Origin of the sequence: Planococcus halocryophilus, assembly GCF_001687585.2 — a bacterium.
In the GTDB taxonomy this organism is placed as follows: domain Bacteria; phylum Bacillota; class Bacilli; order Bacillales_A; family Planococcaceae; genus Planococcus; species Planococcus halocryophilus.
The window spans coordinates 2,025,958-2,048,376 of the sequence record NZ_CP016537.2 but is presented as its reverse complement, the minus strand read 5'-3'; the positions used below and the strand labels follow the sequence as shown (position 1 = coordinate 2,048,376).

Annotated in this window: 25 protein-coding genes and 1 riboswitch; of the genes, 24 read left to right on the top strand and 1 reads right to left on the bottom strand. The window is 39.0% G+C overall.

Going from position 1 to position 22,419, the window contains the following annotated elements:
* Positions 1–122: 122 nt before the first annotated feature.
* The 5 genes from BBI08_RS10320 (at position 123) to BBI08_RS10300 (ending at position 5,308) form a co-directional block, all read left to right on the top strand.
* Entirely contained in the window at positions 123–839 is a 717-nt protein-coding gene (locus BBI08_RS10320) for a response regulator transcription factor (RefSeq protein WP_008497814.1), read from the top strand.
* Complete coding sequence (locus tag BBI08_RS10315; RefSeq protein WP_040850867.1) at positions 832–2,613, top strand: ATP-binding protein; 1,782 nt, start codon at positions 832–834, stop codon at positions 2,611–2,613. Before BBI08_RS10320 ends, BBI08_RS10315 begins: the two co-directional genes overlap by 8 nt.
* A 13-nt stretch (positions 2,614–2,626) precedes the next feature.
* A complete protein-coding gene (gene sigX / locus BBI08_RS10310) occupies positions 2,627–3,193 on the top strand; it encodes an RNA polymerase sigma factor SigX (RefSeq protein ID WP_330217550.1) in 567 nt (188 codons plus the stop codon).
* Positions 3,183–4,373, top strand: a complete 1,191-nt coding sequence (locus BBI08_RS10305) for a hypothetical protein (protein ID WP_008497812.1) — start codon at positions 3,183–3,185, stop codon at positions 4,371–4,373. Before sigX ends, BBI08_RS10305 begins: the two co-directional genes overlap by 11 nt.
* 76 nt (positions 4,374–4,449) lie before the next feature.
* Positions 4,450–4,582, top strand: a riboswitch (FMN riboswitch).
* 144 nt (positions 4,583–4,726) lie between these two features.
* Positions 4,727–5,308: an ECF transporter S component gene (locus BBI08_RS10300; protein WP_065528060.1), complete on the top strand. Its 582-nt coding sequence runs from the start codon at positions 4,727–4,729 to the stop codon at positions 5,306–5,308.
* A 214-nt stretch (positions 5,309–5,522) separates the two neighbouring features.
* Here the strand turns inward: BBI08_RS10300 and BBI08_RS10295 are convergent, their stop codons facing one another.
* On the bottom strand, positions 5,523–5,774 hold the full coding sequence (locus tag BBI08_RS10295) for a ferredoxin (RefSeq protein ID WP_006829841.1): 252 nt from the start codon (positions 5,772–5,774) through the stop codon (positions 5,523–5,525).
* Between the two features lie 106 nt (positions 5,775–5,880).
* Between BBI08_RS10295 and BBI08_RS10290 the strand changes: the two genes are divergently transcribed.
* From BBI08_RS10290 to mtrB, 19 genes are all read left to right on the top strand, one after another.
* Entirely contained in the window at positions 5,881–6,906 is a 1,026-nt protein-coding gene (locus BBI08_RS10290; protein ID WP_008497811.1) for a YpbB family protein, read from the top strand.
* Complete coding sequence (locus BBI08_RS10285) at positions 6,903–8,330, top strand: RecQ family ATP-dependent DNA helicase (protein ID WP_065528059.1); 1,428 nt, start codon at positions 6,903–6,905, stop codon at positions 8,328–8,330. The genes BBI08_RS10290 and BBI08_RS10285 overlap by 4 nt, the downstream gene beginning before the upstream one ends.
* 79 nt (positions 8,331–8,409) lie before the next feature.
* On the top strand, positions 8,410–9,150 hold the full coding sequence (locus BBI08_RS10280; RefSeq protein WP_065528058.1) for a LysM peptidoglycan-binding domain-containing protein: 741 nt from the start codon (positions 8,410–8,412) through the stop codon (positions 9,148–9,150).
* 58 nt (positions 9,151–9,208) lie between these two features.
* Entirely contained in the window at positions 9,209–9,841 is a 633-nt protein-coding gene (locus BBI08_RS10275) for a CBS domain-containing protein (protein ID WP_008497810.1), read from the top strand.
* A gap of 62 nt (positions 9,842–9,903) precedes the next feature.
* A complete protein-coding gene (locus BBI08_RS10270) occupies positions 9,904–10,665 on the top strand; it encodes a metallophosphoesterase (protein ID WP_008497809.1) in 762 nt (253 codons plus the stop codon).
* A 65-nt stretch (positions 10,666–10,730) separates the two neighbouring features.
* Entirely contained in the window at positions 10,731–11,699 is a 969-nt protein-coding gene (locus BBI08_RS10265) for a YpdA family putative bacillithiol disulfide reductase (RefSeq protein ID WP_008497808.1), read from the top strand.
* Positions 11,700–11,764: 65 nt separating this feature from the next.
* The gene (locus BBI08_RS10260; RefSeq protein WP_008497807.1) at positions 11,765–12,733 is read left to right on the top strand and encodes an asparaginase; all 969 of its coding nucleotides are present in this window, start codon (positions 11,765–11,767) and stop codon (positions 12,731–12,733) included.
* A gap of 84 nt (positions 12,734–12,817) precedes the next feature.
* The gene (prsW, locus tag BBI08_RS10255; RefSeq protein WP_008497806.1) at positions 12,818–13,507 is read left to right on the top strand and encodes a glutamic-type intramembrane protease PrsW; all 690 of its coding nucleotides are present in this window, start codon (positions 12,818–12,820) and stop codon (positions 13,505–13,507) included.
* Positions 13,508–13,589: 82 nt separating this feature from the next.
* Positions 13,590–14,264 carry a (d)CMP kinase gene (gene cmk, locus BBI08_RS10250; protein WP_201764041.1) on the top strand — a complete coding sequence of 225 codons (675 nt, stop codon included), beginning with the start codon at positions 13,590–13,592 and terminating at the stop codon, positions 14,262–14,264.
* A gap of 1 nt (position 14,265) precedes the next feature.
* On the top strand, positions 14,266–14,856 hold the full coding sequence (locus BBI08_RS10245) for a lysophospholipid acyltransferase family protein (protein ID WP_008431000.1): 591 nt from the start codon (positions 14,266–14,268) through the stop codon (positions 14,854–14,856).
* A 68-nt stretch (positions 14,857–14,924) separates the two neighbouring features.
* Positions 14,925–16,070, top strand: coding sequence for a 30S ribosomal protein S1 (gene rpsA / locus BBI08_RS10240; RefSeq protein WP_008497804.1), 1,146 nt, complete (start codon positions 14,925–14,927; stop codon positions 16,068–16,070).
* A gap of 1 nt (position 16,071) precedes the next feature.
* A complete protein-coding gene (fni, locus tag BBI08_RS10235) occupies positions 16,072–17,127 on the top strand; it encodes a type 2 isopentenyl-diphosphate Delta-isomerase (RefSeq protein ID WP_040850861.1) in 1,056 nt (351 codons plus the stop codon).
* A gap of 93 nt (positions 17,128–17,220) precedes the next feature.
* Positions 17,221–18,531 (top strand): ribosome biogenesis GTPase Der, encoded by a 1,311-nt coding sequence (gene der, locus BBI08_RS10230; RefSeq protein WP_008497802.1) that lies wholly within the window; start codon positions 17,221–17,223, stop codon positions 18,529–18,531.
* A gap of 20 nt (positions 18,532–18,551) precedes the next feature.
* Positions 18,552–19,571, top strand: coding sequence for an NAD(P)H-dependent glycerol-3-phosphate dehydrogenase (locus tag BBI08_RS10225; RefSeq protein WP_008497801.1), 1,020 nt, complete (start codon positions 18,552–18,554; stop codon positions 19,569–19,571).
* A gap of 87 nt (positions 19,572–19,658) precedes the next feature.
* Positions 19,659–19,862, top strand: a complete 204-nt coding sequence (locus tag BBI08_RS10220; protein ID WP_008431005.1) for a DUF2768 domain-containing protein — start codon at positions 19,659–19,661, stop codon at positions 19,860–19,862.
* Between the two features lie 10 nt (positions 19,863–19,872).
* Positions 19,873–20,583: a hypothetical protein gene (locus BBI08_RS10215; RefSeq protein WP_065528552.1), complete on the top strand. Its 711-nt coding sequence runs from the start codon at positions 19,873–19,875 to the stop codon at positions 20,581–20,583.
* A 172-nt stretch (positions 20,584–20,755) separates the two neighbouring features.
* Positions 20,756–21,028: an HU family DNA-binding protein gene (locus BBI08_RS10210; RefSeq protein ID WP_006829858.1), complete on the top strand. Its 273-nt coding sequence runs from the start codon at positions 20,756–20,758 to the stop codon at positions 21,026–21,028.
* A gap of 503 nt (positions 21,029–21,531) precedes the next feature.
* Positions 21,532–22,116: a GTP cyclohydrolase I FolE gene (folE, locus tag BBI08_RS10205; protein WP_008497799.1), complete on the top strand. Its 585-nt coding sequence runs from the start codon at positions 21,532–21,534 to the stop codon at positions 22,114–22,116.
* A 21-nt stretch (positions 22,117–22,137) separates the two neighbouring features.
* Complete coding sequence (gene mtrB, locus BBI08_RS10200; RefSeq protein ID WP_006829861.1) at positions 22,138–22,359, top strand: trp RNA-binding attenuation protein MtrB; 222 nt, start codon at positions 22,138–22,140, stop codon at positions 22,357–22,359.
* Positions 22,360–22,419: the final 60 nt, after the last annotated feature.

The following is a 22,419-nucleotide window of genomic DNA, read 5'->3' as shown; positions in this document are numbered from 1 at the left end:
TCCGGTAACGGAAGAGGCCTTTTATTTTGGACGAGACTTCAACGTACGCTTACACTTTTCTTTATTTTTAATAAGGTTATCGGTACAATGAGACATAACAGTAGAAAGTTGGAGGGGTTAGTATGTCAGAGGAAATTACGGTTTTAGTAGTAGACGATGAGGAACGAATTCGACGATTGTTAAAAATGTATTTAGAGCGTGAAGGATATGCAGTAGAAGAAGCTGAAAATGGCGTTCAAGCATTAGAGATGGCACTAGAAAAAGATTATCATTGTATCTTACTCGATTTGATGATGCCTGAAAAAGATGGTGTCGCTGTAGCTACAGAATTACGTGAAACTAAAATGACTCCTATTATCATGCTTACTGCAAAAGGAGAAGAAGCTAACCGAGTGGAAGGCTTTGAAGCTGGAGTAGATGATTATATTGTCAAGCCTTTTAGTCCAAGAGAAGTAGTGTTGCGTGTTAAAGCAATATTACGTCGTTCGTCTGCCTATTCGCCGATTTCCAATTCAACAGCATCAAAAGATTTGGTTGTTTTCCCTCATTTGACCATTGATCATGATGCTCATCGTGTTACGGCTGATGGTGTAGAAGTGAATTTAACACCAAAGGAATATGAATTATTGTACTTTTTAGCAAAAGCACCCGATAAAGTTTTTGACCGTGAGCATTTACTAAAAGAAGTATGGCATTACGACTTTTTCGGTGACCTACGTACAGTAGATACGCACGTTAAACGGTTGCGTGAAAAACTGAACCGCGTATCAGAATCTGCTGCGAAAATGATTGTCACTGTATGGGGCGTTGGCTATAAATTTGAGGTTGGCAATGAATAGAATATGGAATAGTGTTGTCGGGAAGCTTTGGATTACGATCCTGCTTCTCGTTTCCTTTGTCCTTTTTATAGTGACCGTTCTGCTTTTGGAGTTTCTAGGGAACTATCATAGTCAAACTGTGGAAGAAGCGTTGAATAGTGAAGCAAATATGATTGCGAATATTTTTAATGAGCATGAAGAAGTAGTGAATTCGTTAGAAATCATTGGTGATATTATAGGTGCTGAGACAAATGCAGTGATCGCTGAAGAACCGTATGAAAGTAGCTATTACATTCATGATGGATTGAATGGTACAAAGACACGTGAAGAAATATTAAATGAAAAAGCGTTTCAGAAAGTGTTTGAAACAAATGAAACTGTGATGAAAGAAATGCTTTTGCCTTCTTTAACAGAAAAGAATCGTCTCGAGTCTTATATTGTCCTAGCCAGTCCATTGAAAACCGGAGAAGAAAAGCATGGTGTTGTGTTTATTTATCAATCATTGGAAGTAATGGACCGCACTGCGGAACGAACGACCAATATTGTTTTCTTGTCGGCGTTTATCGCACTATTATTAACAACATTTTTTGCTTTCTTTTTATCATCACGAATCACTTCGCCTCTCCGGAAAATGCGTGAAGGCGCATTTGAGTTAGCAAAAGGCAATTTTGACACGAAAGTTAAAGCGACTTCTAGTGATGAAATTGGCCAATTGGCCACAGCATTTAACCAAATGGGCCGTCAATTAAAACATCATGTTGAAGTGATTAATCAAGAAAAAGAACAATTATCAAGTATTTTGACGTCGATGGCAGACGCTGTTATCACGTTTAATCAGGATAAAACCATTTTACTAAGTAATCCGCCAGCTGAAAAATTATTGAAATATTGGACTTATAAAAATGGTTCCACAGAAGCACAAACGTTGCCTGCAGAAATGCTTCATATGCTCGATCATGTAATAGGGTTTCAAGAAGAGATTGAAGAAGAATTGGAAATTGAAGGTGCATATTACGCCATTAATTTTAGTCCGCTGTATAGTGGCGAATCGATTCGCGGAGCTGTCGCAGTTTTGCATAATATGACAGAGCAGCATCGCTTAGAGAAGCTGAGGGAAGATTTTATCGCCAATGTGTCACATGAGTTGCGGACACCAATTGCTATGCTTCAAGGCTATAGTGAAGCGATTTTAGATGATGTTGGTGCAACAGAAGAAGAGCGTCGTGAAATGACGAAAATCATCTACGAAGAATCACAACGGATGGGTCGTTTAGTCACTGACTTATTAAATCTTGCGCGTTTAGAATCAGGATATATGCGACTCTATAAAGAAATAGTTCAATTAAACAGCTCTATCGAACGGATGACACTTAAGTTTTCTCAAATTGCGAAAGAAAACGGAGTTCAATTGTCTTTCGAAACGACTGTCGATGATTGGGCGGCAACGGAGATTGATGAAGATCGCATTGAACAAGTTATGACGAATCTAATCGATAATGCCATACGCCATACGCCTAAAGAAGGGCAAGTTGTTGTTCGTGTCGAACAACAAAAAGAGTATGCAAAGATTTCAATCAATGATAACGGAGTCGGTATTTCAAAAGAAGATTTGGAATTTGTATTTGAGCGATTTTATAAGGCGAATAAGGCAAGGACGCTTGGAAAAGGTGGAACTGGTCTTGGTTTAGCAATAGCGAGCAATATTATCCAAGCTCATGAAGGTGAGATTTATGCGGAAAGTAATGTAGGACAAGGCACTTCTTTTGTTTTCTTATTGCCTTTAAAAGACATGTAACTTTTTAGTTTCAGTGACGACTAATCTAAAGAACGGAGGGAGTATATTGAAGGACTCCGTTTTCCACCGGCTGTACGATGAGTATCACCAGGATGTTTTTCAATTTTTAATTTATCTGGTGAAAAACCGGCATCTAGCAGAAGATTTGATGCAAGAAGTTTATATTCGTGCTTTTCGTGCTTATGAGCGATTTGAAGGAAGAAGTTCTGAGAAAACATGGCTTTTTTCAATTGCTAAAAATGTAGCAATTGATCATTTTCGAAAAGCGGCAGTTCGCTCAAAACATTCGATGGAATATTTTGATTGGGAAACACAGCAATTAGTTTCGTCGGAAAAACTTCCAGAAGAAATTTCATTGTTAAATGAAGATAAAATATTTTTATACAAGGCATTAGACACTTGTACAGGAGATCAAAAGATGGTCGTTATTATGCGATTCTTTCAGGACTTGTCAATTGCGGAAACTGCTGAAGTACTAGGCTGGACTGAAGGAAAAGTAAAAACAACCCAGCACCGTGCAATTAAAGCCTTGCGCGAAAAATTAATCGCTAGGGAAGGGGGAGATGGAAATGCCGAATAACAAATGGACCGATGAATCTATCGAAGATTTGTTGAAGGATTTCCCTGCGATAAAAGATAACCGGCCAAAAGAAAAAGTCTACAATCAGTTGGTTCAAAAAGAGCCGGTTCATAAGCGGCCAAATAGATGGTTACCGCTTCTTGTCGCAGCATTGGCGTTTATCGCTGTTGGACTGTTGGTCTCCTCCATTATCAATCAAAATGGCATCGATTCTGCTCAAAATAGAGACAGTTCTAGTGATGGGGCAGAGATGAAGACTCAGGAAAGTTTAGAAGAACAAGAAAGTTTACCTGCAGCCGAAGAATCTCCCAATGAAAGTTCAGATTCATATTCAACGGCTCAAGTAGATGGGATATTACGAACAGCAGTTTATGAAGAAACAATAGGTGATCAAACTTTGATGACTATTGGGATGACTCAGAATGCATTCGTTATACCAGTGTCTTTTCTAATTCCGAATGAAGAAATAATGAAGACTTTTGAAGGTTCTATGCCGACATCGTTAGATTTATATAAAGAATATGCAGAGGACCTAGATGAAGTCGCACTAGGGTTTGATAATTATCATCCGTACGTTGGAACTTTGGAGAAAACGGCAACAGGCATTCGCCATTTGCTTCCGCAAGACCATCAATATGATTTGGCATCAGCAAGTATTGGTGTATACATGGATACCATTACAGAGACATTTAAAGATGTAACAGAAATTAGTGTTGTGAATGAAGATGGTTCTAGTGCAGAGTTTTCTCAAGTTGGACCGGTAGAAAAATTAGTTCCGGGAGTAGAGAATCTCGCATACTACGCTTATCAAACGGAGCATGGTGAAATTTACCTTGCACCAGGATACAATATGCCGTTTGATTCAGTGACAGAAGCCATTACAGCACTTGGTGAAAATCCGAATGATATATACAAGGCAACAATTCCACAAGAGTGGGAATTTCAAGTGTCAGAAACCGATAAACTTGTTCAAATTGAATTTACGAACAATGTCGACCTAGAGTCATTAGACAAAATAGAGGTGGTTCGTATGCTTGAAAGTTTTGTTTTGACAGCTAATACTTTTGATAAAGAAGTAGTAGTGAAAGGGATGCAGCAAGAGAATTGGAACGGTTTTGATTTTAATGAGGCATTACCAATCCCGGTAGCGCCTAATTTAATAGCGTGGCCATTACAGTAAGCAAAAGAAGGGTTGTAAACAAATTTGTTTACAACCCTTCTTTTTTATACTAATATTAGGGCATAACAAAATATCGATTCATCTTCGGGGCAGGGTGCAATTCCCTACCGGCGGTAATTGAACTCTGTTCATAAGCCCGCGAGCCGTAAAACGCAGGATTTGGTGAGATTCCAAAGCCGACAGTATAGTCTGGATGGGAGAAGGTGAAGGTGCGGACGTTTGTCGTTTACATGTAGACGGAACGCTTTTAAGTGTGCCTTTTCTCCCTTAAGTAGTTATTACTTAAGGGTTTTTATATGTAAATACGGAGTCCGAACCTTTCTTCTGGTGAATCACGACAAGGAGAGAGGAACATGAAGAACAAAAAGTTACAAACAATGATCGTGATTGGGATGTTAAGCAGTATTTCGTTTATATTGATGCTTTTTAACTTTCCACTACCTGCACTACCTGCTTTTTTGAAAGTAGATTTTAGTGATGTACCTGCATTAATCGCCGCTGTTACAATGGGGCCAGTCGCAGGGATTTTAGTAGCCTTCTTTAAAAATGTGTTAGATTGGCTTTTCTCAGGTAGCCCAACAGGAGTTCCAGTTGGCCACATGGCAAATTTCGTAACGAGCTTGTTGTTTATTTTGCCAGTGTATTTTATCTATCAAAAAGTGGCAACTAAAAAAGGAATGGCTTTTGGATTAACAATAGGAACATTGTCGATGGCAATCGGTATGAGTATTTTAAATTATTTTGTTTTTCTACCGATGTACACGTATTTCCTTAACGTGCCACCAACAACTGGTGACGCATTATTCGGAATGATCGTTTTAGGAATACTCCCTTTTAACTTAATCAAAGGCGTTCTTTTAACCGCAGTAGTCTTGCTAATGTTCAGCAGCATGCACACGTGGATTGAAAAACAAAGAACCTACTATTTATCATAAATGATATAGAAAAGCGAAAGTGCCTGGTCAGCTCTGACAGGCATAAGGAGACCCAGCAGTGTGGCGTTCTTTGCCACTCTGTTGGGTTGACTTATGTCCCGAAGAGCTAGGCACTGGAGTCTAGACAAAGAAAAGCGAAAGTGCCTGGTCAGCTCTGACAGGCATATAAAAAAGAAGGCGTTGTGGGATATCCCACAACGCCTTCTTTTTTTAATCAATCTTCGTATTTTAAAGGATCGCCTTCGAAAGATGTATCTGCAACTTTGATAGAATCTGTTGGACAGCCTTCAAATGCATCTTCCATGTCTTCTTCGAGTTCATCTGGAACTTGTTCTGTTCCCATGTTATTATCTAAAATAACAAACGCGATTCCTTCATCATCGTAATCGTAAATGTCGGGTGCAGCAGCACCACAAGCACCACAAGCGATGCAAGTATCCTTATCAACAATGGTATACTTAGCCATATTGTTTTCCACTCCTTTATCTCCGAACAAGTTCAGTTATACTATCGTATTTATTCTAAAGGTGTTTGAGAAGTTTTTCAACCTAAAACCGCTAGGGGGTCCAAGCTTGTTATTTAGTGATTTGATATTGGCCATTATGAAGCCTTTAAATCGGCAACGTACCATCTCTTCTCCTTATCATTTAATAAAAGGAAAGAAGTCCGGACAAACAATACAGGATATTGGCTATTTCGGCCTTTATCCTTATTTTGGCATTTTCCCTAAATTGGATAAGAAAGCCTATGACCAAGTGGTTCAAAGCTTATTTTTACAAGGTTATTTACTGGCCAATGAACAAGTAATCGAACTCACTGAAAAAGCGATAAACACAAGTGACTTCGACACACCTTTAAATGGCTGGAAATACCGTGGTAATGAAAATCTCTTTTTTAACCGATTGTCACTAATTGTTCAAACTTTATCCCATATGAGTCAGTCCGTAAAAACTTTTGACCCGATTGTTAATAATGAAGAAATACAAATGTGGGTAAAAAAATATTTACAACAAATTCAATTTAGAGATATAGCAGTAGTTCAGGCGTTTAAAAAAGAACTCTTCACTACTTTAACCGATTCGGCTATTTCTGAAACACATAAAATGATTCTCACGGAACGACTAACGGGTCTTGCTTTAAGTGGGTTAACATGGCAACAAATTGCCACTTCTAAGAAATTGTCCGTTTTAGATGTACAATTGATGACTGTAGAAGCTCTGCACGGCTGGATGGCAGAAATAGAAAAGTCTAACCCTCCGCTGCTCCTAGGTTTAATGGAAGGTGTTATACAGCAGTCCTCATTAACAGCAACTGCACAACGTACAGAAAAATTATTTGAAAGAGGCTTTACGTTAGAACAAATTGCTTCCTTACGTCAGTTGAAAACCAGTACGATTGAAGATCATGTTGTTGAACTTGCCATGAATGATCCGTATTTTAATTTTAAGCCATTTATGAGCCTAGAATTGTATAAAGCAATCATTACCGAAAGTCGACGTCAGCAATCGAAAAGGTTGCGTGACATCAAAGTGCATTTACCCAATGCGAGCTATTTTCAAATACGCCTTGCGTTATCGATAAAGGAGGAAAATCAATGAATCTGGAGGAGTTACTATATTCGACTTATGGGTTTTCTTCTTTTCGTCCAGGGCAAAAAGAAATTATCGAACAGGTAATAGCTGGGGAAGACGTGATTGCGTTATTGCCAACTGGCATGGGAAAATCCATTTGTTATCAATTGCCAGCGAAAATTTTGCCGGACAGTGTCTTGATTGTTTCACCGTTATTGTCTTTAATGCAGGATCAAGTAGCGCAACTAAAGAAAATGGGCGAAAAATCAGTTGTTGCTATTAACTCTTTTTTAAAACCGGAAGATAAAGATAGAATTATGACCAATCTCGGCTCGTATAAATTTATTTTTATATCACCGGAAATGCTAGTTCAGCCGTTCATCAAAAAAAAGTTACAAGAAATACGCGTTTCATTATTAGTCGCCGATGAAGCCCATTGCATTTCTCAATGGGGGTTTGATTTTAGGCCAGATTATTTACGAATCTCTGAAGTATTGCCGATTTTAAAATTCCCGCAAGTTTTGGCATTAACCGCAACTGCTACTGACAAAGTTACTGAAGAAATAAAAGAATATTTGGCGCTTATCAAACCATACGTCTATTGTCATCCGATGGATAGAAAAAACATTGTCTACGATATAAAGAAATTTGAAGATAGCCATGACAAGCTTGAGTTTTTAAAAGCTTTTATTCAAAAGTTTAATGGTCCTGGAATTATTTATGCGGGAACCAGAAAAAAGTCCCAAGAACTGTCTATGCTTTTAACGGAACAAGGAATTTCATCTGCATATTATCATGGGGGCATGGACCATCAAGATCGGGTTTTCGTTCAGCAGCAATTTCAAAATGGGGAAGTAGAGTGGATTTGCTCCACAAATGCTTTTGGTATGGGGGTACATATCCCAAATATTCGACAAGTCATTCATTTTCAAGTACCAACTTCTATCGAAGGGTATGTCCAGGAAGTAGGAAGAGCGGGAAGAGATGGTCTACCGGCTTTAGCCACGCTGCTCTATGCCCAAGGAGATGAGGCTTTACTTGAAAGTTTAGTAATGGATGATTTGCCGACACTACATGAAATAGAGGCAGTATTTAATGGTGGACCATCAGCAACGTATTTAATCGATCAAGGAATTGTCCGAGAGACTGCGTTTCGTGTCATCACTTACTGGATGACTAAATTACCTTTAGCAGGTGTTAAGAGTCAAATTGAACTACTTAGAAAAGGCAAGAGGCAGCAAGCATCGAAAGTTCGCGAACTGATTTCAAGAGACAGTTGTTTACGAGGTTATATTATTAGCTGTTTTGATCAGCAAGTTATAAACAAACCTGACAATTGTTGTGTGAATGACGGAATTGATTATAGTGTTTTTGAGGTATTTTCTTGTTATGAAAAAAAGCCAAAACCGCTTGATTGGCAAGCTCGTTTAAGTGTAATATTACCTATATAAGGATTTCATTAACTGTCATTTACAAATGAGCCTTTTTTCGTCATAATAGATATATTAGTACAGATAGGGGTAGTCATGTATGGGGAATAATAGTTATCATGAGTCGATTGAAAAGAATCGGCAAGAAATATCAATAGACGATCAATCAGCATTGTCTAGAGCAGCTCAGAGACAAGCCCAAAAGCCTAAAGCTAAAAAAAGCAAAAGTCTTTTGATGCCTGCGTTATTTTTTATCTTTATATTAATTCCAGTTTCTTTGTTGATTTATGTAGCTTTCTTTTTTGAACCCGACGATTCTTTGACAGCCAAACCTACAGAAAATGAAGTGAGTTTTGAAATGAATTCCCAACCTTCTAGTGCTGCTGTCGCTGCAGCTGAAAAAGAAGAAAAAGAAAAGGCTGCAGCTGAAAAAGCAAAAGCCGATGCAGAAGCTAAAGCTGAAAAAGAAAAACTAGACGCTCAAGCCCAAGTAGACAAAGAGAAATCTGATGCACAAGCAGAAGAGGATGCAAAAGCAAAAGCAGAAACAAAAGCAGAAACCGATGCAAAAGCTGCAGCTGATGCTCAAGCTAAAAAAGAAGCGGACGCCAAAGCCAAAGCAGATGCCGACGCGAAAGCTAAAGAAGAAGCAGAGAAAAAAGAAGAAGTGCCAAGTGCTTCTGGCAAAACTTATGTGGTGAAACCAGGTGAAACGCTTTACCGAATCGCTGTTAATAATTACGGGGCAGCAGGAGCAGCTGCGGCTGTAGAAAAAATCAAACAAGCAAATGGTTTAGGTTCAAATAGCATAAGCCCAGGGCAAAGCTTAACATTGCCATAAATTTCAGGGGGAAGAAATAGATACGACCAGAGTGGAAAATAGAAAGTGGGGCGAATGAATGTTTGTTAAAAGCGTAATGGTGAAAAGAGAAAAATGTTATACGGTGAAATTAGAGGATTCAGTACAAGTAGGTTTTGACTTGCTAGAAAAACACACAATTGATGCTTTGCCAGTAGTAGATGGAACGGAATACAAAGGAATCTTTACTTGGTATCATGCATATCGTGCATTTTTCTATTCAGGGAAAACAAAAGAAGAGTTTATCCGCACAACTAAAGTCAGTGACGTAATTGTCAATCAAGATGTCTACTTAACGATAAATGATGTTTATGAAAAGGCATTAGTTGAACTAAATGATTTTCCGATTATCGCAGTAGTGGAGAAAGGACAATTTTTAGGGATCGTTACTCGCTTTGATATCGTTAACCAATTGCAAAGTGCATTTGGGATCGACAAACCAGGATACCGAATTACTTTTACTTCAGTTGAATCAGAAGGTCGCATTGGCCGCCTAGGAGAAATTATTGAGAAATACAAAGAATCTGTAATCTCCTTAGTTACTTTTGATGAAACGAACAAAATGGTTCGACGTATCGTATTAAAAGTTGAAAAGAAAGACAATATTGATCGCTTTGTAAAAGAACTTGAGAAATCAGGCTTCCGAGTATTGGATATTGCGGAAGACGAATAGTAGAATGAAAAAAACATAAGCCTGGCTTATGTTTTTTCTTCTTTTATGAAAGGAAACGCCACATGAACTATTTAATGCGAATTGGATTTATAGCAATAACAATGCTCTTGTATATGACACGTAATGCCTTTTCAGAAAACCTTATCAAAAAAACGATCAAACTGCCTTCGGCAAAAGCATTTAAGCCATTCAATCTGCTTTTTATTGCTGACATTCACCGGAGAAACATAAAAGCAGACTTAATCAATTTTCCTGTAGATATCATCGTCATTGGTGGAGATCTAGTTGAAAAAGGCGTGCCACTGGAACGAGTAGCCGAAAATATTGAAAACTTACGATCTCATGCACCTGTTTACTTTGTCTGGGGAAATAATGACCGAGAAGTAAATGAGGACGCACTCCGAAAGATTTTTAACCAATATGGCGTGATTGTGTTAGATGATAAATCCGTTTCGTTATTTGGAAATCCTCAACTGAAGTTGGTAGGGATTGACCATTTCGCCTATAAACCTGATGGATTGAAAAATGCATTCAGCGAAGTGAACGAACAAGATACGGTAGTGTTTGTAACTCATACGCCATTTGATTTTTGGAAGATCAAAGGACCGTATGCAGCCGATTTGCTGCTTGCTGGCCACACACATGGTGGTCAAATTCGTTTTGGTCCGTTTGGAATGTTCAAAAAAGGTTCGATAAAATATAAAAACGGTCGAGTTGAACTGATTACGAATGGATTTGGTACCACAACATTACATTTACGGCTTGGCGCACCGGCAGAATATCATTTGCTAACCATTGTTCCAGAAACAGAAATAGGAGAATAAAATTTGGCAAATAAAGTGGAAGTCCTTTATGCTTATAAAAGGATTAAATACAGGAGATGTTTTAAATGGAATATGTAGATGCTCTTATTATCGGAGGCGGTCCTTGCGGTTTGTCGGCTGCGATTGAATTGGAGAAAAAGGGATTGCAAACGACCGTAATTGAGAAAGGCAATATCGTCAATGCTATTTTCAATTACCCAACACATCAAATTTTTTTCAGTACAAGTGAAAAACTATCGATAGGTGACGTGCCTTTTATTATTGAAGGTCGTAAGCCAAAAAGAAACCAAGCTCTAGTGTATTACCGAGAAGTTGTTAAAAGAAGTGGCATTCAAGTGCGACCTTTCGAAACGGTTGAACAGGTTGAAAAGGACGACCTTTTTAAAATCACAACGTCAAAAGGGCAATATCAAGCAAAATATGTTATCGCTGCGACAGGGTATTATGATCAACCGAATAAACTTGAAGTAGAAGGTGCAAATTTACCGAAAGTGATGCATTATTTTAAGGAAGGACACCCTTATTTTGATCAGGATGTCTTAGTGATCGGTGGCAAAAATTCGGCTGTAGATGCTGCACTAGCCTTACACAAAGCTGGAAGCAGAGTGACAGTGTCTTATCATGGTACGAGCTATTCTAAAAGCATTAAACCATGGATTTTACCGGAATTTGATGGTTTAGTGAGAAACGGCGAAATTACAATGTTATTCGATTCAATGGTCGATCGAATTACAGATGACAATGTTGAGTTAACAGTCAATGATCAAAAAGAAACGATTCCCAATCAGTTTGTTTTTGCGATGATTGGTTATCACCCAGATTATAAGTTTTTAACGTCTATGGGTATTACTATTGATCAGGCATCGGGTAGACCAACTTTTGATGAGCAAACAATGGAAACCAATGTAGATAATTTATACATTGCTGGTGTTATAGCAGCAGGAAATAATGCTAACGAAATTTTTATTGAAAATGGGCGCTTTCATGGACAGCAAATTGCGGAAGCTATTGCAAAAAAAGAAGGCACAGCATAATTGTGCCTTCTTTTTATGGTCTTACATAAATGTACTATCTTTTAATCTAGAAGGGGAGTTTGGTTATGAAGAAAAAAGTATCACTAATCACGACAGGTGGAACAATTGCCAGTCGAGAAATTTCAAATGGGCTGTTAAAGTCGGGAGCGATTTCAGGAGAAGAATTAGCTGAGCTTTGTCAGCTTCCAGAAGAAATCGAAGTAAAAGTAGTCGATGTCTTCCAGTTGCCGAGTATGCATATTGGTTTTGAACAAATGATGGAAATTAGACAAGCTATTCTTACAGAATTACAAGACCCAGAAGTTGAAGGAGTCGTTGTCACGCACGGAACAGATACGTTAGAAGAAACAGCGTACTTTTTGGATTTAACAATTGATGATGATCGTTCAGTGGTTATTACAGGGTCTCAGCGATCTCCAGAAGAAGTTGGTACAGATGTTTACTCGAACCTACAGAACTCCATATATGTAGCGGTAGACCCAAATCTGCGAGGAATTGGAGCTGTTGTCGTATTCAATGAACGTATATATAGCGCTAAATACGTTAAAAAAGTTCATTCAAGTAATTTGCAAGGTTTTGATTCGTTTGGGCATGGTTATCTTGGTATTATTGATAACGATACGGTGCGTATTTATCAGAAACCGGTGATGCATGAAGTACATATAGTGAAAGACCAATTGCCGCGTGTTGATATTATTAAATGTCATTCGGGACAAGATGGGTTTTTAATTGATCAATTAGTAACAGGACCTTCAAAAGGAATTGTTTTAGAAGCTGCGGGTAGAGGGCAAGTATCTCCACATATGGTAGACGCAATTGATCATGCGATAAAGCAGGGCATTCCAGTGGTGTTAACAACTAGTGCTGAAGAAGGAAATGCGTATCCGGCATATAGTTATCCAGGCAGTGCTCATGATTTATTGACTCGTGGCGTGATTCTTGGTAGTGATTACGACAGCAAAAAAGCACGTATAAAGCTTGCTGTATTGTTATCCGCTCAAAACGTAATTCAAGCAAATGCTTTTGAAAGATAAAATTGGAATAAGTGTTAAGTGCGAATTGAAAAATACATACATGTGTATGAGTAAACAGTGTAATCCAATTAAAGGGGTACGCGTATGATTATTTTACTAACGGTAGCAATAGCCCCAGGTCTAGCGCTTTTTAGTTATTTTTATTTGCGTGATCAATTTTCTGGTGAACCATCGAAGCTGCTGTTTCAAAGCTTTGTATATGGGGCAGTTTTAACATTTCCAATTCTCTTTGTTCAATATGTGTTTGATGCTGAAGGTGTTTTTGCGAATAGCTTTATACAAAATGTTGTATTTTCCAGTATTATTGAAGAATTTTTCAAATGGTTAGTATTATTAATAGCTGTTTATCGCCACGTTGATTTCGAAGATCCATATGACGGGATTTTGTACGGCGCTAGCGTTTCTCTCGGGTTTGCAACAATTGAGAATATATTATACTTATTGGAATTCGGATTGCAAACTGCATTTATACGGGCTTTTTTGCCGGTATCGAGTCATGCGTTATTCGGGGTAGTCATGGGTTATTATTTTGGGAAAGCCAAATTTAGCAAAAGCGACACGCGGAGACGATGGATTGGTTGGGCGATTGTTAGCACAGTAATTCTTCATCTTGCGTATAATACGAGTTTGTATATGTACGATAATATTGTGTACGGAGCAATTCCGTTCATGCTTTTCTTATGGTGGTTTGGCCTTCGAAAAGCAAAGCAAGCTCATCAACTTTCGTTGTCGCACTATAGCGATCAAAATTCGTCGGGGCAGTCAGAAGATTAAAGTAAATACTAAAAAAGTCTTACACATGAAGACTTTTTTTTTATGTTAAAATATGATGAATACTTAGGATGAGGTGACTATTTTGATGAAACCGATACAAATAGCAATCGATGGCCCGGCCGCAGCTGGAAAAAGCACGATCGCAAAAATTGTAGCAGAAAAATTGGGCTATGTTTACATCGATACCGGTGCTATGTACCGTGCTATTACTATGAAAGCTTTGGCAGAAGGCATTAATATGGCCAGCAATGAAGAAGCTGGAAAATTATTGGCGGAAACTGAAATTGACTTGCAACCGTCTGAAGGTGGCCAATTAGTCTTTCTCGATAAAAATAATGTAACTGAAGCAATTCGTTCACAAAATGTAACGAAAGCGGTGTCAGAAATGGCAGCGCATGAATTGGTGCGTATGCGTATGGTCGAACTGCAGCAACAATTGGCTGAAGGCCGTGGAGTTGTCATGGACGGACGAGATATTGGAACGCACGTCCTTCCGGATGCTGCATTAAAAGTTTTTATGTCTGCATCAGTGGAAGAACGAGCGAGAAGACGATTTGTGGAAAATCAAAAAAGAGATATTTTGACATCGCTTGAAGAACTTCAAGCCGAAATTGCCAAGCGAGATAAAATGGACAGTGAACGTGAAGTGGCACCATTGCGGCAGGCAGATGATGCTATCTATTTGGACACGACGTCTTTGACTATTGAACAAGCTGCACAAGAAATATTGAAATTGGCTGAAGAGAGGTTGATTTAAAGTGAATTTATACGCATTTGGTAAAGGACTTGTAAAAACAGTATTAAGTCCTCTTTACCGGTTTGAAGTAATTGGCAAAGAGAATTTTCCAAAAGATGGTGGTATTCTTCTATGTTCGAATCATATCAATGCTTTAGATCCACCCGTTGTCGGAATGACTGCTCCTCGAACAGTGCATTTTATGGCAAAAGAAGAACTATTCAATGCACCAATTCTCGGATCGATTTTGCCAAAAGTAAATGCTTTTCCTGTAAAGCGTGGCATGAGTGATCGTGAAGCTCTTCGAACTGCATTAAAAATATTGAAAAACGGTGATGTGGTTGGGCTGTTTCCAGAAGGAACACGTTCAACGGATGGTGTATTAAAAAAAGGTCTTAGTGGAGCAGGCTTTTTTGCATTAAGAGGCAATGCGGATGTAATGCCATGTGCGATTATTGGACCTTATAAAGCATTCCGGAAAGTACAAGTTGTTTATGGTGAACCAATCCTCATGGCACCTTTTCGTGAGCGAAAAGCCTCGGCAGAAGAAGTGACTGAAGTCATTATGGCAAGTATTCAAAAGATATTAGATGACTATTCAGTCAATAAGTGATAATTTTTGTTTTTATTAGAGAATTCGAATAAAATAGAAGATGGATAGTTTGTGAAGGAGGGCTACTTATGTCAGAGGAAACGAATAAGATGGAAAACCGTGACTTCCAAACAGGAGATCGCGTTAAAGGGGTAGTAGCAAAAATAGAAGAAAAAGCAGTTACGGTAACGATTGAAGGGGCGCCATTTGATGGCATCATACCAATTAGTGAGTTATCTAGCTTACACATTGAAAAAGCCTCAGATTCAGTTCAAGTTGGAGATGAATTAGAGTTAATCATTACTAAAGTAGAAGATGAAAATTTTGTTTTATCTAAACGTAAAGTGGATGCAGAACAAGCATGGGATGATTTGGAAACGAAATTTGAATCAGGCGAAATTATCGAAGCCGAAGTAAAAGATGTTGTTAAAGGCGGTTTAGTTGTCGACTTAGGCGTGCGCGGATTTGTTCCAGCTTCGCTAGTTGAAGACTATTTTGTCGAGTCTTTTGAAGATTATAAAGGAAAAGAACTGACATTCAAAATCGTCGAAATGGAAAAAGAAAATAATCGATTAATCCTTTCTCATCGTGCAGTTGTTGAGAAGGAAAAAGAATCGCAAAAAGAACAAGTTATGGATAAAATTCATGCCGGTGATGAGTTAAAAGGTAAAGTGCAACGTATTGCTTCATTTGGTGCTTTTGTTGATATTGGAGGAGTAGATGGACTTGTCCATATTTCTCAGCTATCACATGAACACGTTGAAAAAGTTTCTGACGTGGTAACAGAAGGTCAAGAAGTAACTGTGAAAGTTTTATCTGTTGATCGCGATTCTGAACGAATTTCGTTATCGATTAAAGATACACTTCCTGGACCATGGGATGCGATCGACGAAAAAGCGCCAAAAGGATCTGTTCATACAGGGACCGTTAAGCGCTTAGTTAGCTATGGTGCATTTGTGGAAGTTTTACCTGGAGTAGAAGGATTGGTTCATATTTCGCAGATTGCACATAAACACATCGCAACGCCAAATGAAGTATTAACAGAAGGCGAAAAAGTAGAAGTTAAAATTTTAGAAGTCAATAAAGCTGATAAACGCTTGTCTTTAAGCATTAAAGAATTGCAGGAGAAACAAGGCGAGCAAGATTTCTCGAATTACGATATGCCCGAAGAGTCATCTGGTTTCTCAATCAGTGACGTAATTGGTGATAAACTAAAAGGGTTTAAGTCGGAATAAGATGTCGAGAGCTGAACGCAAAATGGATCATATACAGTTTGCTTTATCTACAGGACAAAGCAAAAAGAACATGTTCGATGATATTCGTTTTGTTCACCAAGCGTTGCCCGATTCTGCGGTATCCGATATTTGCATAAAACCAAAAACAGGTGATTTGAATTTAGAATCACCTGTTTTTATTAATGCAATGACTGGTGGAGGCGGACAAGACACTCAAAAGTTAAATGGCCTTTTAGCTCGGGTTGCACGAGAGACAGGTATGGCTATGGCAGTTGGATCTCAAATGGCTGCGCTTAAAAATGCTACTGAGAGACAATCATACGCTGTAGTCCGGAAAGAAAATCCCGATGGTATATTTTTCAGTAACCTTGGAAGTGAAGCAACTGTACAACAGGCAAAGGACGCAGTCGAAATGATTGGAGCCAATGCACTGCAAATTCACTTAAATGTCGTACAAGAGTTAACGATGCCAGAAGGAGACCGTGACTTTCGTGGTGCGCTTGAGCGTATTCAAGCCATTGTGGAAGGAGTGAATGTCCCTGTAATCGTGAAAGAGACTGGATTTGGTATATCGCGTGAAACTGCAGAAAAATTAAGCTGTTGTGACGTTTCAGCAATAGACGTCAGTGGTTTTGGTGGAACAAATTTTGCTTCAATTGAAAACAAGCGTCGCCAAAAAAAGTTGTCTTATTTTGAAGACTGGGGTATTCCGACGGCACCTGCAATTGTTGAAGTAAAGAGTGTTTTTGATAAAACTGTTCTTGCTTCGGGTGGAATACAAGATGCTCGAGACATGATAAAGGCGTTTTTGCTAGGAGCAGATGCGGTAGGTCTAGCAGGCTCATTTTTAAAAATCGCGATGCAAGAAGGCGAAAAGCAGCTGATTACGGAGATTCACTCTTTGTATGAAGATTTGGCTATGATGATGACAGCGCTTGGCGCAAAAAACTTAATGGAACTACAGAAATGTCCTGCAATAATAACTGGAGAATTGGCGCAATATTTAACTGCCAGAGGCTTTAATCCAGCTTCTTATGCATGTGATGCGAAAAACTGAATATTTCACATTTAAAGGGGATGGACATTTAACAGATGACATCACCTTTTTCGTGTATAATAGGCATATCAGAAGTGGAAGGATGAATTTATTATGTCAAAACCGGTAGTAGCAATAGTTGGCCGGCCGAACGTTGGTAAGTCCACGATTTTCAATCGCGTGGTAGGAGAACGGGTTTCAATTGTGGAAGATATTCCAGGAGTGACGCGTGACCGTATTTACAGTTCGGCAGATTGGCTGACACACGAATTCAATATTATAGATACAGGCGGGATCGATCTTCGTGACGAACCGTTTCTTGAACAAATCCGTCAACAAGCAGAAATTGCTATGGACGAAGCAGATGTTATTATTTTTCTTGTAAATGGACGCGATGGCGTCACTACGCAAGACGAACAAGTGGCAAGAATTTTATATAAGACGAAAAAACCAGTTATTTTAGCTGTCAATAAAATTGATAATCCTGATATGCGTCACATGATCTATGATTTTTATACATTAGGAATGGGTGAACCTTTCCCACTTTCTGGGTCTCACGGTTTAGGATTAGGGGATTTGTTGGATGAAGTTGCTAAAAACTTCCCGAAAGACGACGATGAAGAATATCCTGACAATGTCATTAAATTCTCATTAATCGGCCGTCCAAATGTTGGTAAATCTTCTCTTGTAAATTCATTTTTAGGTGAAGAGCGTGTTATTGTCAGTGAAGTGGCAGGAACAACGCGCGATGCTATTGATACGCAATATGAGTACAATGAGCAACCGTACGTTATTATCGATACTGCGGGTATGCGTAAAAAAGGGAAAGTTTATGAAACAACTGAAAAATACAGTGTATTACGAGCTTTGCGCGCTATTGAACGCTCAGACGTTGTTTTAGTGGTCTTGAACGCAGAAGAAGGCATTCAAGAACAAGATAAAAAAATTGCAGGATATGCACATGAAGCGGGTAAAGCTGTCATTATTATTGTCAATAAGTGGGATGCCGTTGAAAAAGACGAAAAAACCATGAATGTCATGACACGTAAAATTCGCGAACATTTCTTGTTTTTAGATTATGCACCAATTATGTTTGTTTCGGCAATCAGCGGCAAGCGCGTGCATAATATTTTAGAAATTGTTAACAAAGTGAACGATAACCATTCAAGACGTATTCAATCGAGTATCTTAAACGAAGTTATTGAAGATGCAGTTGCTATGAACCCAGCACCATCGGATAAAGGTCGTCGTTTGCGTCTTTATTATGCAACACAAGTGGCTATCAAACCACCAACATTTGTTGTCTTCGTGAACGATCCCGAAATGATGCACTTTAGTTATGAACGTTTCTTACAAAACCGAATTCGCGAAAGCTTCGATTTTGAAGGAACTCCTCTTCGTCTAATAACGAGAGCTCGTACTTAAGGTAAAGGTGGTTTTAGCTTATGGAAAAAGTTTCTGTATTTGGAGCAGGAAGCTGGGGTACTGCGCTGAGCTATGTATTGGCTCAAAACGGTCATGATTTATTGCTTTGGACACATCGTCAAGAGCAAGCTGATGAAATCAACCAGCATACAAATAAACGCTATTTAAAAAATACACAACTTCCGGAAAGTTTGAAGGCAACAAGTGATTTGCCGCAGGCGGTTGAACACGGTGATATTTTTGTATTGGCTGTTCCGACAAAAGCTATTCGCGAAGTTTGTCAAGATATTAAAAAAAATCTCAACCGTAAAATTTTGTTTGTGCATGTTTCTAAAGGGATTGAACCAGATTCGTTAAAACGTATTAGTGAAATGATTCGTGAAGAAATTCCGGAACAATGGATTGAGGAAGTAGTCGTATTATCTGGACCAAGCCACGCGGAAGAAGTAGTTCAAGAGCATCCGACAACGGTTACAGCTGCTTGTGAGAATACAGAGGCAGCTGTGCGAATTCAGGATCTGTTTATGAATAATTATTTCCGTGTTTACACAAATACTGATGTAATAGGTGTTGAGATTGGTGGAGCCTTAAAAAATATCATCGCATTAGCTGTCGGAATTACAGACGGACTAGAGTTTGGTGACAATGCAAAGGCAGCTATTATGACACGTGGGCTAGCGGAAATCGCCCGTCTCGGTGTCAAAATGGGAGCGACTCCTCTAACATTCTCGGGCTTAACTGGTGTAGGTGATTTGATTGTGACGTGCACAAGTGTGCATTCACGCAATTGGCGAGCAGGGAATATGTTAGGCAAAGGAAAATCATTAGACGAAGTGCTTGAAGAAATGGGCATGGTTGTCGAAGGAATCCGGACGACGAAAGCTGCTTATCAGCTTTCAGAAGCGTATGATGTGCCTATGCCAATTACAGCTGCTCTTTATTCGGTGCTTTTTGATAATGTGTCGACAGATGATGCAGTTGGAAAATTGATGGGACGCACGAAAAAGAACGAAATGGAAGATTTAGTCGACTTGCTATAATTGTCACAAAAGAAGAGGATGCTTAAGGCAGACTCTTCTTTTTTTATGCTATACTATGGACTGAAACACTACGAAAGGCGGGCAATTATGAGTGCTTTAGACAAAATGTGGGTATCATTTGCCGGAATTCTTTTTTTACTACTTTCAATGGGTCTAATCTATTTAAGTAGATACAAATTGCAAAATGGCATTCTTAAATTTATTTTTGCGCTAGTTGCATATATTTTGCTGATTCTTGGATTTTTCATCATGATATTCACGGTATTCAGCGGACCGACTGGTGGTGCTTGAGGTGAAAAAAATGAAAAAAATAGTAATGTTGTTTTTGTTGTTGTTAACGATTGGAGTTCTGACGGCTTGTGGTTATCCGCAAAGCGAGAGAGCTGAAAATCAAGTTCCATATGAAGACCAATTAATCACTGTGCAAAATGCTGTAAATCAGTATAGAAATGCGACAGGTGGTTTGTTGCCGATTAAAACTCGGGATATGGATATAGATCAATATATTAAATATCCTATCGATTTTTCGAAAATTGTTCCTGCATATACAGCAGAAATACCGACCAATGCATTTGAAATGGGTGGGATTTTTCAATATGTATTAGTTGATGTTGAAGAGAATCCAACGGTGAAACTGGTTGATTTAAAAGCTGCAGATGCGATTCGATCAGTAAACGTACGAAAAAGCGCAAATGGAGGAAAAGCTCCAATCGCTGAAATATTGGCAGATAATGTCTATAAATTCAATCATAAAGCAATGGGATTCTCAGAAGAACCAACTGTAGTTAGCCCTTATAGTGGTAGAAACTTACCAATGGTCATTACGGGAAGTGGAGAGGTCTATATTGATTATGCCATGGACCTTTTTACAGAGCTTCAAGAGTATGAGGGAGAGCTAGAACCTGGTCAGGATATTCGATTTATTTTGTATGAAGACTATCCAGTACTCCCGGCTTATTCACTTCCGTACACCATAAACGAAGAAAATGAACCGATATTTTTAACAGAGTAAAAACCTTGATTTAACGCGTTTTTGATAGAAATAGCTGCTTTTTAGAAAATTTTGTTAGTATTTGCTATGTTTATTGGAAAAGTGGGCTGTTTGTTGTTGCTATGCGATTTTCGATGTGATACTCTTTTTACAGGATTGATGGTTGCATCCCCTTTGAGAGGAGGTGAATAGCATGAACAAAACAGAATTAGTGAACTCTGTTGCTGAAGCAGCTGAACTTTCTCGTAAAGACGCTGCCAAAGCAGTTGACGCTGCATTTGAGACGATTCAAGACGCTTTAACTAAGGGTGAAAAAGTACAGTTGATCGGATTCGGTAACTTTGAAGTACGCGAACGCGCGGCCCGCAAAGGACGTAACCCGCAAACTGGAGCTGAAATCGAGATCGCTGCAAGCAAAGTTCCTGCATTTAAGCCAGGTAAAGCGCTTAAAGACGCAGTGAAGTAAGCTTTAGCCTCTGTACATAGGATGACTTTTGCGAGACACAATCTTGCAAAAGTCATCCTTTTTTTGAGCCAACAATTTTGCGAAACACCCGCGCGTATGCTACGATTCATGTGAGAAAAGCGGAGGGAGCCGTCTCAGCCCTGACAGGCATAAGGCAGGATGACGAAGCGGCGTTTTTTCAGCCGCACAGTCAGCCTGTCTTATGACCCCGAGGGGCTGGCTCCCGTTGCTAGACAGTGAGAAAGCGGAAGCAGTAGTTTTGCTCCGACAGGCATAAGATGGATTGGCGAAACGGCGTTTTTCAGCCGTCAAGCCAAAACGACTTATGACCCGAGGAGTAGACCGCTGAAGCTAGACAGAGAAAAGCGGTGGGAGCCGTCTCAGGCTCTTGAATTTTTAGATTGATACAAATGTACGTAAAAGTAAATCGAGCTAAAAAACATATGAGCAGCCATCTTGCTGCCAAACAAATAACCGATTCGTCTTCAACAGGGGGAAGCAGAGTGATAGATGTGAAAACGCAAAAAGTAGATCTTGATAAAATCGAGCAAGCGGTCTCGATGATTTTAGAAGCAGTTGGAGAAGACACAAGTCGGGAAGGGTTACAAGATACACCGAAAAGGGTAGCTAAGATGTATGCGGAAGTATTTTCTGGATTAAAAGAAGATCCAAAAGAATATTTTAAAACTGTTTTTCATGAAGGTCATGAAGAATTAGTACTTGTCAAAGATATCCCGTTCTATTCGATGTGTGAACATCACCTTGTGCCGTTTTTCGGTAAAGCGCACATTGCTTATATTCCTCGCGATGGAGTCGTAACAGGATTAAGTAAATTAGCTCGTGCGGTAGAAACGGTTTCAAAACGTCCGCAGCTTCAAGAGCGTATTACATCGTCGATTGCTGAGTCTTTAATGGAAACCTTAAATCCACATGGCGTTTATGTCATGGTTGAAGCAGAACATATGTGTATGACGATGAGAGGGATTAAGAAACCAGGAGCGAAAACAGTGACAGCTGTTTCACGAGGGATTCTTGAAACCGATGCAGTTAAGCGTTCAGAAGTAATTACTTACATCAATATGAATTAAAACTATAAAGTAGGTGCGAAAATGGCTCAGACAGAATATATTATTATTCGTGCTCAAGAAGATGGCGTAAACGTTATTGGGTTGACTCGAGGGAACGATACAAAATTTCACCATACTGAAAAATTGGATAAAGGCGAAGTGATGATTGCCCAATTTACTGAACACACTTCAGCTATGAAAATCCGTGGCAAAGCGGAGATTCATTCTGCCCATGGTATCGTTGAAAGCGAAGCTAAAAAATAAACGATATTGATGAAGGCAAGGCTATGCCTGTGATATACTAATGTAGTATGGCTAAATCAT